At 44.5% G+C, this 14,127-nt stretch carries 18 protein-coding genes; 2 read left to right on the top strand and 16 right to left on the bottom strand.

The annotated features are described in order from the left end of the window. The first annotated feature begins 73 nt into the window (after positions 1-73). Positions 74-1,285, top strand: a complete 1,212-nt coding sequence (locus D9T21_RS20850) for an IS256 family transposase (protein ID WP_123323316.1) — start codon at positions 74-76, stop codon at positions 1,283-1,285. 159 nt (positions 1,286-1,444) lie between these two features. On the opposite strand, the gene D9T21_RS20845 is transcribed toward D9T21_RS20850, so the two are convergent. The 16 genes from D9T21_RS20845 to D9T21_RS20775 form a co-directional block, all read right to left on the bottom strand. Then, positions 1,445-1,726 carry a hypothetical protein gene (locus D9T21_RS20845; RefSeq protein ID WP_123327101.1) on the bottom strand — a complete coding sequence of 94 codons (282 nt, stop codon included), beginning with the start codon at positions 1,724-1,726 and terminating at the stop codon, positions 1,445-1,447. Positions 1,727-1,811: 85 nt separating this feature from the next. After that, positions 1,812-2,303: a YcxB family protein gene (locus tag D9T21_RS20840; protein ID WP_123327100.1), complete on the bottom strand. Its 492-nt coding sequence runs from the start codon at positions 2,301-2,303 to the stop codon at positions 1,812-1,814. 126 nt (positions 2,304-2,429) lie between these two features. Next, positions 2,430-2,690, bottom strand: coding sequence for a hypothetical protein (locus D9T21_RS20835; protein WP_123327099.1), 261 nt, complete (start codon positions 2,688-2,690; stop codon positions 2,430-2,432). A gap of 477 nt (positions 2,691-3,167) precedes the next feature. Continuing rightward, entirely contained in the window at positions 3,168-3,722 is a 555-nt protein-coding gene (locus tag D9T21_RS22820) for a PH domain-containing protein (RefSeq protein WP_164464790.1), read from the bottom strand. Positions 3,723-3,760: 38 nt separating this feature from the next. Continuing rightward, positions 3,761-4,528: an alpha/beta fold hydrolase gene (locus tag D9T21_RS20825; RefSeq protein WP_123327104.1), complete on the bottom strand. Its 768-nt coding sequence runs from the start codon at positions 4,526-4,528 to the stop codon at positions 3,761-3,763. A gap of 84 nt (positions 4,529-4,612) precedes the next feature. Next, a complete protein-coding gene (locus D9T21_RS20820; protein ID WP_123327097.1) occupies positions 4,613-4,987 on the bottom strand; it encodes a hypothetical protein in 375 nt (124 codons plus the stop codon). A 94-nt stretch (positions 4,988-5,081) separates the two neighbouring features. Further along, positions 5,082-5,564: a hypothetical protein gene (locus D9T21_RS20815; protein WP_123327096.1), complete on the bottom strand. Its 483-nt coding sequence runs from the start codon at positions 5,562-5,564 to the stop codon at positions 5,082-5,084. A gap of 132 nt (positions 5,565-5,696) precedes the next feature. Continuing rightward, the gene (locus D9T21_RS20810) at positions 5,697-6,263 is read right to left on the bottom strand and encodes a hypothetical protein (RefSeq protein WP_123327095.1); all 567 of its coding nucleotides are present in this window, start codon (positions 6,261-6,263) and stop codon (positions 5,697-5,699) included. Positions 6,264-6,340: 77 nt separating this feature from the next. Then, entirely contained in the window at positions 6,341-6,622 is a 282-nt protein-coding gene (locus D9T21_RS22815) for a hypothetical protein (RefSeq protein ID WP_164464789.1), read from the bottom strand. A 108-nt stretch (positions 6,623-6,730) separates the two neighbouring features. After that, positions 6,731-7,084, bottom strand: coding sequence for a hypothetical protein (locus D9T21_RS22810; protein WP_164464788.1), 354 nt, complete (start codon positions 7,082-7,084; stop codon positions 6,731-6,733). A 122-nt stretch (positions 7,085-7,206) separates the two neighbouring features. Continuing rightward, the gene (locus tag D9T21_RS23310) at positions 7,207-7,479 is read right to left on the bottom strand and encodes an excalibur calcium-binding domain-containing protein (protein WP_123327103.1); all 273 of its coding nucleotides are present in this window, start codon (positions 7,477-7,479) and stop codon (positions 7,207-7,209) included. Positions 7,480-7,619: 140 nt separating this feature from the next. Then, positions 7,620-7,802 carry a glycine zipper family protein gene (locus tag D9T21_RS20800; RefSeq protein WP_123327094.1) on the bottom strand — a complete coding sequence of 61 codons (183 nt, stop codon included), beginning with the start codon at positions 7,800-7,802 and terminating at the stop codon, positions 7,620-7,622. A gap of 161 nt (positions 7,803-7,963) precedes the next feature. Then, on the bottom strand, positions 7,964-8,332 hold the full coding sequence (locus D9T21_RS20795) for a hypothetical protein (protein WP_123327093.1): 369 nt from the start codon (positions 8,330-8,332) through the stop codon (positions 7,964-7,966). A 135-nt stretch (positions 8,333-8,467) separates the two neighbouring features. Continuing rightward, positions 8,468-9,070 (bottom strand): hypothetical protein, encoded by a 603-nt coding sequence (locus D9T21_RS20790; protein ID WP_164464787.1) that lies wholly within the window; start codon positions 9,068-9,070, stop codon positions 8,468-8,470. 309 nt (positions 9,071-9,379) lie between these two features. Beyond that, positions 9,380-11,515, bottom strand: coding sequence for a serine hydrolase domain-containing protein (locus D9T21_RS22895; protein WP_206427311.1), 2,136 nt, complete (start codon positions 11,513-11,515; stop codon positions 9,380-9,382). A 68-nt stretch (positions 11,516-11,583) separates the two neighbouring features. Then, the gene (locus tag D9T21_RS20775; RefSeq protein WP_123327091.1) at positions 11,584-12,384 is read right to left on the bottom strand and encodes a CPBP family intramembrane glutamic endopeptidase; all 801 of its coding nucleotides are present in this window, start codon (positions 12,382-12,384) and stop codon (positions 11,584-11,586) included. 230 nt (positions 12,385-12,614) lie between these two features. Here D9T21_RS20775 and D9T21_RS20770 point away from each other — a divergent pair, with 230 nt between their 5' ends. Then, positions 12,615-13,661 carry an IS110 family RNA-guided transposase gene (locus D9T21_RS20770; protein WP_123324454.1) on the top strand — a complete coding sequence of 349 codons (1,047 nt, stop codon included), beginning with the start codon at positions 12,615-12,617 and terminating at the stop codon, positions 13,659-13,661. Positions 13,662-14,127 lie beyond the last annotated feature (466 nt).

Genomic DNA, 14,127 nt, shown 5'->3' with positions numbered 1-14,127 from the left:
GAGACTGTAACTAATTTTGTGTAACTGCCTATCTCAACATACTCTATTAAGAGTTAAGGATAGGCAGATGAACATGAATAAGAAAGAGCTTGAAGCTTTCGCAAGGGAAGCAGCCAAAGGGATTAAAACACCTGAGGACTTGAACGAGTTTAGCCAGATGCTGAAGAAAATTACTGTTGAAGCGGCATTGAACGCGGAGATGGATGAGCATCTTGGCTACGAGAAACACCAACAGTCCACGTCTACCAATACCCGTAACGGCAAGAGCAGTAAACGGGTCAAAACCGAAGACGGCGAGTTTAAACTCGATACGCCTCGCGACCGTGAAGGCTCCTTTGAACCCAAACTTGTCAAAAAGCACCAAACCCGTTTCACCTCCATGGACGATAAAATCCTCTGGCTGTATTCACAGGGCATGAGCACCCGTGACATCGTCAATGCCTTTGAGGAATGGTATGGCGCAGAGATATCGCCCACGCTCGTTTCTCGTGTCACCAATGCCGTTATTGAGCAGGTGATTGAATGGCAATCTCGCCCTTTAGATGCCGTCTACCCGATTGTTTACCTGGACTGCATCGTAGTGAAGATTCGTCAGGATAAACGGGTCATCAATAAATCTATCTTCCTGGCTCTGGGTATCAACACCGAAGGTCACAAAGAACTGATGGGGATGTGGATTGCTGAGAATGAAGGCGCTAAGTTCTGGTTGAGTGTGCTGACTGAGCTTCAGCAGCGTGGCGTCGAAGATATTCTTATCGCCTGTGTGGATGGCCTGAAAGGCTTCCCTGATGCTATCAACACCGTTTTCCCTCAGACACACATCCAGCTATGTATCGTGCACATGGTGCGCAACTCACTCAAATACGTATCATGGAAAGACTACAAGGCCGTCACGACGGATTTAAAGCGGGTTTACCGCTCAGCGACTGAAGACGAAGCCTTGCTCGAACTGGAACGCTTCAGTGAAATCTGGGATGGCCAGTACCCACAAATCTCTAAATCATGGCGTAACCACTGGCAGAACCTTAATACGTTGTTCAGTTACCCTGAAGATATCCGTAAAGCGATTTACACCACCAACGCCATTGAGTCGCTCAACAGTGTCATCAGAAAGGCTATCAAAAAGCGGAAAATCTTCCCCAGTGACGATGCAGCAAGAAAGATGGTTTACTTAGCGATTCAAGATGCCAGCAAAAAATGGACAATGCCCATTCAAAACTGGCGTCAGGCTATGAGTCGTTTTATTATCGAGTTCGAGGAACGCCTCGAAAGACACATTAACTAAATGGCAGTTACACAGAATCTGTTACAGGCTCTTATCATTATAACTAGCAATAAAATAACAATTACTGAAATTCCGATAATCAATTCACTTTGCATAATCGCTCCCTGATTTATGTTCTTAATCTAACGCTTCTGCCCTGGATGGCCAGAGCGCGATATTTTATACACCACTTCCCTTGCCCCCTCGTTTAAACTTTATTGGAAATTTTGTGGTAAGTACTAATAACCCCACAATTAAATTGTTTGGTATTGCTACTACTAAAAACGTAGCCCAAAAATGATTGAACCCCTGATAACGCAGCCATTCCGCCCCGGGCCAATATATTGCAAAAAACAAATCTTCCAATGGATATGAGGCGCAGGTGCCGAACATTGATGTGATTGGATAAAGAAGGGCTATCTCTACTACCAGTGCAATCAATATCGTGAACAGTGACTTCAAAGGTACTCCTAACACTTAACTACTAGCCTTAGTACGAATAAGAAGGCAACAGCTGTAACGACTACATCGCTTCGTTTCATGCATTTTACATGGCATCAGAGACTGCCTTTTTCATATTCACGAAAACCTCTTCGCTTATCTCTCTTTTAGGGATTACAAAGGCTGTCGCTGGGGTGTTATAGATGTAGAGATAACTTTCGTTATATTCAACTTTATCAATCGCATCCCAATTAAAGTGGCAGTTACTATTTTGTGTAGATTCGCTTACGCCTTTTTCAGAGACAGTCACTTTGTGCTCGCAGAATACTTCTTTTTGAAGTGTGTCTGCGCATTTCTTTGCGTATCTTTTATAAGCAATGAGTGTCCACATATATGAGACAAACGCCCCTAATATGCCGCCTACGTAAAAACCTACTGAATCAGAGAGGTAACCATAAAATGAGAAGGCAAGTAATAGAAAAAGAGGAGAAATATATAAATTTAATCTTCTCCTTTTTTGAAATGCTTTGTTGTTCGCAAGATGATGCTCATTGAATGCGATCAGGTCCTCTTTGGTATTGGTATATCTTACTTCCATAAAACTTCCTTGCTTACCTAACGCTTAGACCTGAGGCACAAACAAGCTGGCCAGAGTTCAATTTCCCCTACCTGTTTGCGTGTAGCTCGTATCAGGAGGCGACGACTTGTTTTCTATATGCAGATTTTAAACAACTTTTTTGACTGATTTGGCAAACCACATAATGTGTGAACATTTCTTACAAGCCAGTATGGATGCGCTCTCGTTTGCCCAATCGAGGTTGATAAACGTAAAACCCGCTGTATTTAACTGGGCTTCGCCAAGTTCAAAATGCTGGTGACCGCAATGAATGCACTGGATTTTGGTACCGTTTATTTCGTACTCATCCGACTGTAATGCTTGTGCGGCTCCTTTTAAACCTTTACTTAATTTACTAATAAAGCTCATTTCTCAAAACTCCTTTTTGTGTATTTAACCCAACCCGCTTGTGGGCAAATAGGTTTATTTACCGGGTGCTGTCTTTGCATTTAGTTATTTGGATAATTAAAAAACTTGATAAAAACAATAGAATGATGCCGAGCGTGATAAGTTGCCAGTTAACGTGTGTCAGGTCGAGACCATATCGGTAAGAGGCCCAACTATTGCCATCATCACTATAGATAGGAGAAGCCAACCAACGGTAAACTCGAAATAGCTCCCTATATATCCCGGCTAACGAAAAACATATGCCTGATAAAAATGAAAATCGAGCAAACCAGACAACTAATTGAAGCTGTGGGTGGGCTACTTTGCTGAAAGGTAATATATTCAATTATCCTCCTTGAACTTTACATTCTGATAATAAACACAGACTTAGCGGCTTCATGCCAAAGGCTCGCCACGTCCATATTTATAAGCAATTCAATCAATGAGATAACGTCATTGTTATACTACATTGCCATGCAGTTTGGCATTTACCACTTCAGTTATTTCCTTTGCATTACGGCCAGTAACCGGCAGTGCATATTCTCCGCCTGTCTTGCCTATTAAAACTGCTGACTTCGTGTATCTCAAGTATCGAATTTTACATGTAGCAATTTCGTTCCAGTATAAATGTTTGTAGCCCAGAATGTTTTTATACTTAACCCCAGACTCATCAATCTGCACCCAATCATTCTTTCTAAATACGTTAATCGCGAAAAAGGTAGTCAGGCTTACACTGAATACAAACAATATGATCCCTTCAGTCTTACCACTGAATAATGCTGTCAGAGCCAGCATTGTGAGCAAACAGAAACAAAGTAAAAGGAGAATATTTCTACCAGTAGATGTCCAGCGGTGTGACGGAGTGGATGCGTTACACGTTGTTGGGTTCTCGTTAAGTCGTCGACCTATTTCATGTTTAATTCTAAGTGTGCGATCGGGGAATGCAGCTTGATCAATTGTGGTCAAAGCTTGTTCTAATTCTTCTTTTGAGTAGTCAGTGTAATTTGGTTCCAACCTGCCTGAATCTCCAGGAAATCCATTGATTGTTATCGTTAGTGGTTAATTCTTTCTAACAGGTCGTTCACTTCCTGAACCACCATATCTGGTTCATCGTTCTGTGGGAAATGGTAACTTTTATCTGTTAGTACGGCTTTTCCCCGAGGGAATGTCTTCGCCCATTTGGAATGCAATTCTCCCCACATTTCCCGGGCTTCATCAGTGAAAAACAGTAATGGCGGATTCTCATACTTTTTTATGGATGCAATGACTGTCACCGGAATATCCGGTATCTCAGGATAATCGGGCAACGGTCGTTTAGCCCAAAAATCCAGATACTGGTTAGACATACCATTTTTAAGATCGTCCAGTTTCACCTGAGCAATTTCTTGTTCAGCTTTGGCAAGATCAATTCTTCTCATAATATCCACATCATGTTCCGATGCTGGCTCAATTAGCATTAACCCAGAAACCAATTCAGGATAGGTTGCGGCAAACCGCCTGGCGATGTAAGCGCCATAGGAATGGGCCACGTAAACCACCGGGCTTTTAATGCTTAAAGCCTCAAGAACTAAGCGAGCCTCTTCGGCATACTCTTCAGAGCTGTAATTCTTTCTGACTTGCTCTGACTTACCATTGCCAATACGTGAGTAACGAATAACACGACTGTTGTTGGAGAGCCTTTTGAAAATAGGATCCCAATCAGATAACCCAGCAGACCCGCCTGCCTCTAAAAATAGAACATGTTTGCCCTCACCCGCCATTTCATATTCCACTTCATAGCCATTCACCGTGATGAAGCTGGATTTAGCAAAAACAGCCATTGGAATAAAAAGACTTAGGAATAACCATACAGATTTCACTGTTTCTCCTTGCTCGCTAACTTTGCTGTACCTGGCGAAAACGTATTAGCGCGCTAAATCTCCCACGCTAATCACCGTAACATTCGCTACCCGAAATGGACCACGAACCCAGTAACCTTTAGTCCCTACTTTAATTCTTTTGGCATGATAAGACTTTGTCTCTTCCCTAACGATCCACATAATAGCGATCCCTTTTGTAGGTGCTGTTCCCGGCGTTCTATCCTCAATAATGTGTCCATTTGAGTCGAGTAACTCCGGCCAAATCATCGATATTCCATCCACTAGCGGATCATCTCCATCATATAGAAAATCGGTCTTCATTCCTTGATGGAGCTTTGCATCTTTTAGTTCTTCACAGAGATCACTTTCATATTCAACTATGAAGTCACCTGGCAACACATCTAAGTCAAAATTGTACATAATAAAAGGGAGCTAACACTATACTAACGGATATAAACATAGAAGTTGTACTTCGAAGCAGAACCCGCGATTTTGTGCCTCAAACATTAGATTGTTATGTACCAACAAACTCATTAAGCCCCATGATGTTTTTCACATGTTTCAGTAATGACTTTAACTCTGACTCGCGAGGAAAGCCTCTGCAGCCATGATAATAAGAAATGGTCTTTTCTTGCCCTGCATACTGAAAAGAAACAACGGTGTATTCGTTCTCACTCAATAGCTCAATACATTTAGGGTCTTTCTCTTCATCTCTCGTCCAACCATAGGTATCTTCGAATTTAGTAAATTGAAAGTCATCTAAAGTATCTACTAGATCCTGAAATGTACTGGTTGAGTTGTGTATTTGGAATGACCTCACTACAGCCTCATCATTTTCCAGTATCACTACAGTGTTACCGTCGGAAAATATCGCAGCTTTATAATGTCCCCAAGGTTTTTTAAAGCTCATAGAGCTGATAGTGAAGGAGTCTTGCAGCGGTGATTGAGACATCGCTACGTTACTAAATAAAAGAAATATTAAACCTATAAATTTCACTAAAGACTCCCTGGCCCATGACGCCTCGTTTAATGGGCAGAAATACCTGCGCTACAAGGCAAAGCAACCCATATGTTTGTGTCCCATTGTGCGTATACACCAGACTTAAAACATTTGTTAGCTGCCGTGCGCTTAATGACCTTGCATTACACGTGACAAAAATTCAAATGAGTCTCCTATATGAAAGTCCCAACTTCCATATATAAGAAAATAAAACATCGCGCCTAATGTTACTAGCAAAACGATTTGACTAGTACGAACGAAGTACCAAGGGGTAATTGGTTTCCCTTCCTTATCGCTAAAAAAGTGGATGAACTCAATCATTAAGACAAAAGTAAATAAAAGGGATAAGAGCAAGAAAAGACCAGAAAACCGTGATGTTTGCTCCGAAACTATAAAAATATCTGTGAGCGCGACCCACCAGGATAAGCAAATAACTGCAAATGCTGTTGAAGGCGTGTAGTCAGTTGTTTTAAGAAAATTAGAGTAACGTAGTTTGAAACTGCCTGCGCCATAGGCAATGCACATGATTAACAAGAGAGTAAATACAAAAGAGCGCTCGTCATCTTTAGTGATGTCAAACGCCACAAAGCTTAAACATAGAAAAACGGCCAATATAAAAACAAAATTAATGAAATTTGTTTTATCCAGTGAGCTTTTGTTTGTGTTTTTTTCCAAAATTACCTCAATTGCTTCCATGCTGGTAGCTAACGCCCTGCTTCGGGGCAAAAATACGTGGGCTTTAATTACGAGCGTAGCGAGTGTTAATGCGCTTATTATGTTTCATTTTTGTCTTTAACAGGACCTAATAAAAATGTCCAAATATCACCGTTTAGTCTCTCATAAACACGTGGGTATTTTTTCTGTATCACTGGATTTATTAATAATAAAGTAAGATCTTTGATGCTCCACAGTACCAAAAGCACGCCAAGCCCAAACAGGTATAGAGGATGCCGTCTGTAATCTGTATGGCCAGAAGTGAATAAGTGCCATGCCCAAAAACAAGTGCATATTCCGAGTGCAATTAACACACAGTTGATTACTATTTTTCTATTCATTCCTTGATACTTAAATGTCCAACTGAAACATAACGCCGCTATAAAAGGCGAGCAACCTGTTGCGAGTCCAGAGCTGAAAGCGCGATTTTTAGTGGACTTGTTATATGCTTACGCGCTAACAGCACAATCATTTCCAAATAAACCTATCGCTAGCAGTAAGTATGAAATCGCCACTAATGCCAGAGAACGCGCATGAGATTTCCATCCAATAGTGCCTAGTTTTACGGCTTTTACACAAAAGGCGAGTTGCAAAACGATCAATACGGGAGATACAACAAATAACCAAAGCATGCCCAATACGTAAATCCCGCCAAAAGCTGAGATCGATGCAAGACATAAACTCAAGTACGGAACTAGAATAAGAAAACTTATAAAAGCATTGAAGTATGTCCCGGCAATCCTAGTTCTATTTGAAAGCGTTACCGTACCCGATTCAGGAGCTGTATATCTAAACGTTTTCATTGCATATAACACCCACCTAAGGAGCAGTAATACGTGGGCTAAAATCGGAGCGAAGCGACAGAGCCCACGAGTTACTGTCCCAGCCCCCCTGCGGGCGCCATAATTTTTTGTTATGTACGTGTTTAAAACTGCCGCTCACAAGGAATTCCATCTTTGTCTCCGTCCATTTTAGTATTAGGGCAGTTATCTAAGAAAAACATCGCCTCTTCGTAAGAAGTCATTTGACTGCAATGCTGGCGACCGTCACACCGAAATGAAAAACGGTCGGCTTTAATTTCCACCTTAGCAGGTGGGAAAGTCTCAATACTTACAGGCTGAATTGTTTGGTTCTTGCTGTCTGAGTAAGCAATAACTGCAACGACGATAGCTAAAATTAATAATATCTTTTTAATCACCTGAACCTCTTCCTTAAAGTACATAACGCCGCAATATTGGGCGCACAAATAGTTGGCTAAAATTAACGACGAAGGAGCGCAAGCCAACTGTATTTAGTCCCGACTGATTGCCTTGTTATACGGTTTAAAAATATGAATTATTAGTTATCGTCATACCTATTTTGTTTAACTTTATTTATAGAACCGTAGACAACACCAAGTCCAGCTCCTACGGATAGGCCTATGCCAACGTCATCAAAAATAAACTGCCCAAAAACAAGCCCAATCCCGGCTCCCATTGCTATAGCCAATCCCATATTATTGTTAGTTTTATTTTCGCTCATATTATTGCAATCTTAAGTCAATATTACTCAAATACCTAATGCCGTATAACGCCCCGCTGGGGGCAATAACACGTGGACTAAATTTTGGAGCGAAGCGACTGAGCCCACGTGTTATTGTCCCAGGGAGCTTGCGAGCGACTACAGCGGTTTGTTTTTACGCCTTACCCCAAAAAACCAAGGTACATTAGAGCACAGCCTCCCAAAAGAGCGAAAATACCTATTGGACGAAACCACTTACCAATTTTGGAAGTTAATATTGCAAAACGCTTGTGCCAGCTAGAGCCGACAATAACCAAAAAAGCCCCAGTGAAACAAAGAACAATACCCAGCCCTAAAAATAACAGTGGATAAGAAGAATTCTTTGATTGCCAAACAAATAACAGGCCGACAATAAAGCGACTCGTTATTTCAAAACCATGAAACCAAGGTTTACAGCTGAATTCTGAAATTCCATTTGCAAAAGCCATCGGTTTAAAAAACATGATGCCGCCTAAAGCAAACATACCAAAACCAAATAAGACTAGTAACATTCAAACATTCCGTGGCGTATAACCCCCAAATAAGGGGCAGTAACACGTGGGCTAAAATCCGAGCGAAGCGACAGAGCCCACTTGTTACTGTCCCAACGAGCTTGCGAGCGACTTAATGTGATTGTTATGCGCCACTCACGATAAACCACTGATTACTTTTACAGCAAAATCTCCCCAGGCTTGCGATTTAAACAGAGTATTCATAGCCACCACTAACACGCAAAACAATACGACTGACGAAAAAGTACTTACGTAAAAACGTTTTTTAGCTTTCCAATCATAAACAATTAGTACGGCGTAAATTAAAGACATAAAAATGTACATCGAATAACCTGGTAGAGTTAAAATGTGTACAGCCCGATTAAGCCCTTCAGGCATCATTTGAATCGCTGCCGCTATCATGAATCGTTTATGGTGCGCTTGGTTCTTTATATTTAAAATACCCAGAATATAAAGGATTAAAAAAATTAACCATTGAAGAAAAACGCCGCCAAGGAAACTACCTGCGCGAATCCTTGCTTGGGCATCCTCGGGATTGAACACGCCGAATCCTGCCATACGATGATAGAATTCGAAAACCATTACAGAACCTGTGGCAAGAATTCCGATAACAATAAAAGCGCTAATTTTCCCTAGAGTTTTATGGGCAGAATACTTGCCAATGTTCGATAATCTAATTTGATTGATAAGCAGCAAATACCATGCGGTACTAAAGGCTCCATGTAAGCCAATCCACATTGTGACTCTATCCAAACTGGACGGATTAACGCTCCAATGAAGAGCAAAACCACCGATAACCACGATAGTTATGAAAAGTGAGAACGGTAAGTAGAACTTAGATTCAGAGGACGACAACTTTTTCGAATTCCTATTCACAAATAAGTGACTCCATGTCAATAATCGACCAAGCCGCAACTCTCAGTGGCAGCGGAAATGGCGCATAACTTCACGCATGAGCAGCAAATCGGAGCCTGCGGAGATTTGTCTGTTCCATGCTATTGTTAGCCGGTTTCACTGTAAATGCATGTAGGCGTTGGTCGCAGGAAATCATGATCCTGCCGCCAAGAACCGGACGACGGTGACATTTGCCTTGAAAAACACAAAGTGCTGGTCTGTGCCAAACATGTTGGCGGCTTCAACATTGAAGGGGACGCGAAAACCCTGGACTTCACGAAAATCTGACAGACTCCCACCAAAAGGCTGGAGCTGATGCTTCTTTTCAGGGTTCGCATCGCTCCACCGCATGAATTGAACCAACACGGGTCGACCTTCGGCATCCACCTTTAGATCTATCGCCTGCGATAGCCCTTTGTGACTTATTGTCACCCGGGCAGTGTCCTGATCCAGAGCTTCCCAAACAACACCTGATCTTGGGAGCAAGGCGGCTGGAGTCCAGAACACAGCCTCGGCAACATATCGGCCATATGCAGCCCGTGCATGGTTCGCATCGCCACCCATGCGGGCAACTGGCATCAGACCGAGAATTCGGAAGCGCGTCCATTTCCCAGTGTCAGAGCCAGACACCGACACGACTCCGGGCATCTTCACCTTCCAGACAAAACCAGTCGGTGCAGCCAGAATCTGCCTTGCATCCATCGGCTGATAGTTTGGGTTATCCCGTGTACCCAGACTGAATTCTCCCCCCATGTCGATTTCAGCCACAGTCAGCAACGGTGTGCCAGGCGAAATGGCAAAGTTAAAGAATCGCCGGGCTGGCTCAGGCAGATCGGCAACCATCACTGGGTCATATATACCTGGGTTTTGAGGTTGTAAAGCTGCCAGTCGTTTCCATTCCATTCGGTCGGCACGCTCGTCCCACAGGCGAATTGCAATCAGCGCCAACAAGGCAAACCCCAGCATTGACAAAATGAAATATATAGAATTCATGAACAGTTCGTCTCCCCTTCCGTGAGTGTTGTTCCGGCTCACGTGCATGGCATTGCTAGCAGATATAGCGATCGTTGCCAGCCGCTCTTCCATTTCTCTGACCACCGCAGTCGTATCATCCACTATGCCGACATCAGTATTGATTTGAAAAGCTATGGTAACTCCATGGTCTGGATAGTGGCGCAAACTGGAACTATAACCGGGTATCCACCCGCCATGTCCATAGACGGGCCCAAATGGTCCTGATCGATAAATGCCAACCCCTGCTCCATAGTAGACGTTGGGATTATCAGGGCTAATTGGAACCGGCCGCAAGAGTTCCTTCAGATAGTCGCCGGGCATCGCATTGCCCCCGAACAATGATGCCCCCCACCTCGCAAGGTCGCGTGAATTACTCACCAAACCACCGCCAGTCCATTCGAATCCGGGATGCCATACCATCATGCCATTTGCTTGGATTGTTTTTCGGGGAAGCCCGAAAGCATTTTCTGCTCCCATATAGCCGGCAGCCAACCCGGGCAGCAATCGTCTGTCAGACGGCGCAGTCAGAGTGAGATCAAGCGGCGCCAGAAAGCGTTCGTGTATTTCTTCGTAATAGGTTCTGCCTGCAGCAGCTTCTATCACCAGCCCCAGCAAGATATACCCTGTGTCGGAGTATGACCACCCCTCACCCGCTTCGAAAAGTGGCGACATGTCCAGAACAAAATCAATCAAGTCCTCAGGCGAAAAGGGGTTTTGATTTTCACGCCATCGGTGAGAGACCTCAGTTGCAAAGCTTTCCAAATGGACATGGTCCGGTAATCCTGAACTGTGGTTCAGAAGGTGACGTACGGTCATTACAGCGTGATTGGGTAAGCGGGTAAACCACTGCCGATCACCAAGCCATTGCGACACCGGTGCATCCAGCTCCAGCACGCCCTCGCGAGCAAGCGCCAAAGCAGTCGCTCCAACAAAAGTCTTGCCAATGCTGGCTGCAAGCATCCGAGATCGCACCGTCATCTGCGTCCCATCTTCGACATCGGCTAGTCCGGTTGCGAAAACGCCGGTTGTGCCATCTCGTAACACATAAGCAGCCGTTGCGCCTGGAAAACCATATTCTTCCTGAAAGCCATCGAGTGCTGCTTGAAAATCTTCATGAGAATCAAGTGTCGCTGCGGCATCGGCAATAGCCGGAAAGGTGATCAAAAGTGGACAAAGCCCTGTCGATATCAGCAGAAGTGGGAAGAGGACCAATATGGCGATGCGGATACGCCCCCCCGCAACAGTGCTTAAAGACGTTTTGGATATAGTTGGCATTCTGCTTTCCTTCTCATCCGCCGTAGCCTCAAATCGGTGGTCACGTCACGCTCGGAATCAAAAAAACATTACGAGGTTTTCGATTGCGGAATAACTTCTGTGACGGAACCTTCTTTTGTGAGCATATCCTTGTGTTTCCACCAGACGATAAGGGTTGCAACAACGATCAGCAGGTATGTGTCATAGGGTTGCGCATCCGGAAAAATCGGATTCATGAGTGAAAAGTGGAAGAACGCGGATAAAAGAATGCTGCCACGCGAGCTGTTGAACAGTGCCGTTGCAATGACGCTGATCGCCAGACATCCAGCAAAGAATGCCGCGAATGACCACTCGCTCTGCTGGGTTCCGCTCAACAGGAAGGCTGGCAGGTGCCAAAGCCCCCAGATGGCTCCAAGAACCAACCCAGCCCAAAGCGGAGCAAACTTCCGCTGTAGAAGAGGGAGTGCCAGCCCCCGCCAACCGAACTCCTCAATCGGGCCCTTGATGGCGGCAAGGGCCAACGCTATGAGTAAACCCTGAAAGGATGCAAATGGAAAAGGTTCCGTTAGGAGGTTCCCTCTGATCGCCGAACCGACAATGAAGATCAATGGTATGCCAATGATAAGAAAGGCATACCAGGCCACGCTGCAGCGCCATAGCAATGCCCGGCCAAGGAAACGCTGCAAACCGCTGAGGCCGCCGTTACGGCCAACAAGAACAAATGCTGCGATTGCAGGCGCGTAAACAGCCAGGAAAAAAAGCGGATGGTTGCCGGTAAGCTGGCCAAACACCGTTCCCATAAGATCCGGGAGTAGGATGTACAGTCCAAGGATACCCCAGGCGATACCGAACGAAATCAGCAAAAAAGGGATAAATGAACGGAACTGCACTTGGCATGTTTCGGGTACTGAGGTCGTTTGATGCTTGTTTTATTCTTTCTTGGCTAACGCAAAGCTAACGGGCACAAATGCAGCGGTAAAATGCGAAGCACCGCTGCGTTTGTGTCCCAGTGACTGAAGGGAACGTGTTAAGCGCCTTGATACTTATTGAGCCTTCTCCCCAGCTTAGCCAATTTCTTGGCTAAGCTGGAAGGCGACCAAACCCAAACGGAGAAGACTCAATGCAATTTTATACTAACTTACATCCTTTTTACTGCGGAATCGATCTTCATGCGCGAATGCTCTACGTTTGCATCCTCGATGAGCGTGGCGACATTCTGGTTCACAAGAAGATTAAAGACTCGCCTGAACAGCTTTTAACACTGCTTTCTCCCTATCTGGGGAATATCATAGTCGGTGCCGAATGTATGCATTGCTGGTATTGGCTCAGTGATTTTTGCGAACAGCACAACATCGACTTTATTCTTGGCCACGCCTTGTACATGAAAGCTATTCATGGCGGCAAAACCAAAAATGATAAAATTGACGCGTATAAAATTGCCAAGCTTATGCGGGGCGGCAATTTCCCTCTGGCTTATGTTTATCCGAAGGAAAAACGGGCTATCCGGGACTTATTACGAAGACGAACCCATGCCATGCGCCACAGTGCTGAATTAAAAGCCTTTGTTAAGAATGCGCTTGCCCAGTACAACCTGCCTCTTCCCGAAAAATCAGATTTAAGTTACACCACGGGCCGGGATGCTATGCGCGGCTATTTTCCTGACCCACTGGTACAACGCAGTGTGGATATGAATCTGCGTCTGATTGAAATTTATGACCATGAAGTTAGCAGTATCGAATGTTATGTAGAGAAGATAACTAAAAATGACAACGGCCGTGACTATCATCTGCTACGTTCATTGCCGGGTGTCGGACGGGTTTTGGCTCTGACAATTCTTTACGAGATTGGCAATATCCAACGCTTTGAGAGTGTTCAGAAGTTCGCCTCCTATTCACGGCTGGTCAAATGCAAAGCGGAATCAGCAGGCAAAACATACGGTACTCAGGGCAATAAAATCGGTAATGCACATCTTAAGTGGGCATTCTCGGAAGCAGCGGTGTTGTTCTTGAAAGGCAACCCACGTGCACAAGCATATCTCGCTAAGTTACAAAAGCGCATGAGTAAAGCAAAAGCACTCTCGGCCCTGGCCCATAAACTCGGGCGATGCATGTATTATATGTTGAAGAATAAAACGGTGTTCGACAGTGAACGCTTTTTAGCAGGGTAAGTCGCGCAGGCAGATGAGCTGAAAATCTAACTGGTCGAATGGCGAGTATCATGTTTATCACTTATTTAGGCATGTGAACCTGCAATGTGATGAACTATACCGGTGTCCACAGCCACCACGCTTTGATTAGACATCTGCCTGTTGCGCAACAATACCCTGTGCTAAATCGCTTGCACCTGCACTGAGCCTTCCACTAACTGGCGAGAATAATCAGCCATTACGTTTTGAATAGTGCCAGCATCAGGTTAACCGATGAATGTCTAGTGCCCCTGCGCCCGCCACGGATTGCCCGGCAGCAGGCAGCGATGAGATCGCACTAAGAGAGCCTCTATATGTGTTTGCCGCAGGCGAAGCCTGACGATGACCATGACAGATGAAGTTAAGAGGTTTAGCACAGGGACTTGAACTGGCTGCTGACGCAGCCAGAGAATTGTTATTACCTATTGACGGGAGTTGGGCTCATATG

Source organism: Marisediminitalea oceani (assembly GCF_003731635.1).
Lineage (GTDB): Bacteria > Pseudomonadota > Gammaproteobacteria > Enterobacterales > Alteromonadaceae > Alteromonas > Alteromonas oceani.
This window is presented reverse-complemented; position numbering and strand designations above follow the sequence as displayed.

Bases quoted from the DNA above. Each gene is read 5' to 3' on its own strand.
- D9T21_RS20810 (WP_123327095.1), bottom strand. From the start codon at position 6,263: ATGGAAGCAATTGAGGTAATTTTGGAAAAAAACACAAACAAAAGCTCA.
- D9T21_RS20795 (WP_123327093.1), bottom strand. From the start codon at position 8,332: ATGTTACTAGTCTTATTTGGTTTTGGTATGTTTGCTTTAGGCGGCATC.
- D9T21_RS20770 (WP_123324454.1), top strand. From the start codon at position 12,615: ATGCAATTTTATACTAACTTACATCCTTTTTACTGCGGAATCGATCTT.
- D9T21_RS22895 (WP_206427311.1), bottom strand. From the start codon at position 11,515: ATGCCAACTATATCCAAAACGTCTTTAAGCACTGTTGCGGGGGGGCGT.
- D9T21_RS20825 (WP_123327104.1), bottom strand. From the start codon at position 4,528: ATGGCTGTTTTTGCTAAATCCAGCTTCATCACGGTGAATGGCTATGAA.
- D9T21_RS20840 (WP_123327100.1), bottom strand. From the start codon at position 2,303: ATGGAAGTAAGATATACCAATACCAAAGAGGACCTGATCGCATTCAAT.
- D9T21_RS20835 (WP_123327099.1), bottom strand. From the start codon at position 2,690: ATGAGCTTTATTAGTAAATTAAGTAAAGGTTTAAAAGGAGCCGCACAA.
- D9T21_RS20850 (WP_123323316.1), top strand. From the start codon at position 74: ATGAATAAGAAAGAGCTTGAAGCTTTCGCAAGGGAAGCAGCCAAAGGG.
- D9T21_RS20790 (WP_164464787.1), bottom strand. From the start codon at position 9,070: ATGTGGATTGGCTTACATGGAGCCTTTAGTACCGCATGGTATTTGCTG.
- D9T21_RS22815 (WP_164464789.1), bottom strand. From the start codon at position 6,622: ATGAATAGAAAAATAGTAATCAACTGTGTGTTAATTGCACTCGGAATA.
- D9T21_RS22810 (WP_164464788.1), bottom strand. From the start codon at position 7,084: ATGAAAACGTTTAGATATACAGCTCCTGAATCGGGTACGGTAACGCTT.
- D9T21_RS20800 (WP_123327094.1), bottom strand. From the start codon at position 7,802: ATGAGCGAAAATAAAACTAACAATAATATGGGATTGGCTATAGCAATG.
- D9T21_RS20820 (WP_123327097.1), bottom strand. From the start codon at position 4,987: ATGTACAATTTTGACTTAGATGTGTTGCCAGGTGACTTCATAGTTGAA.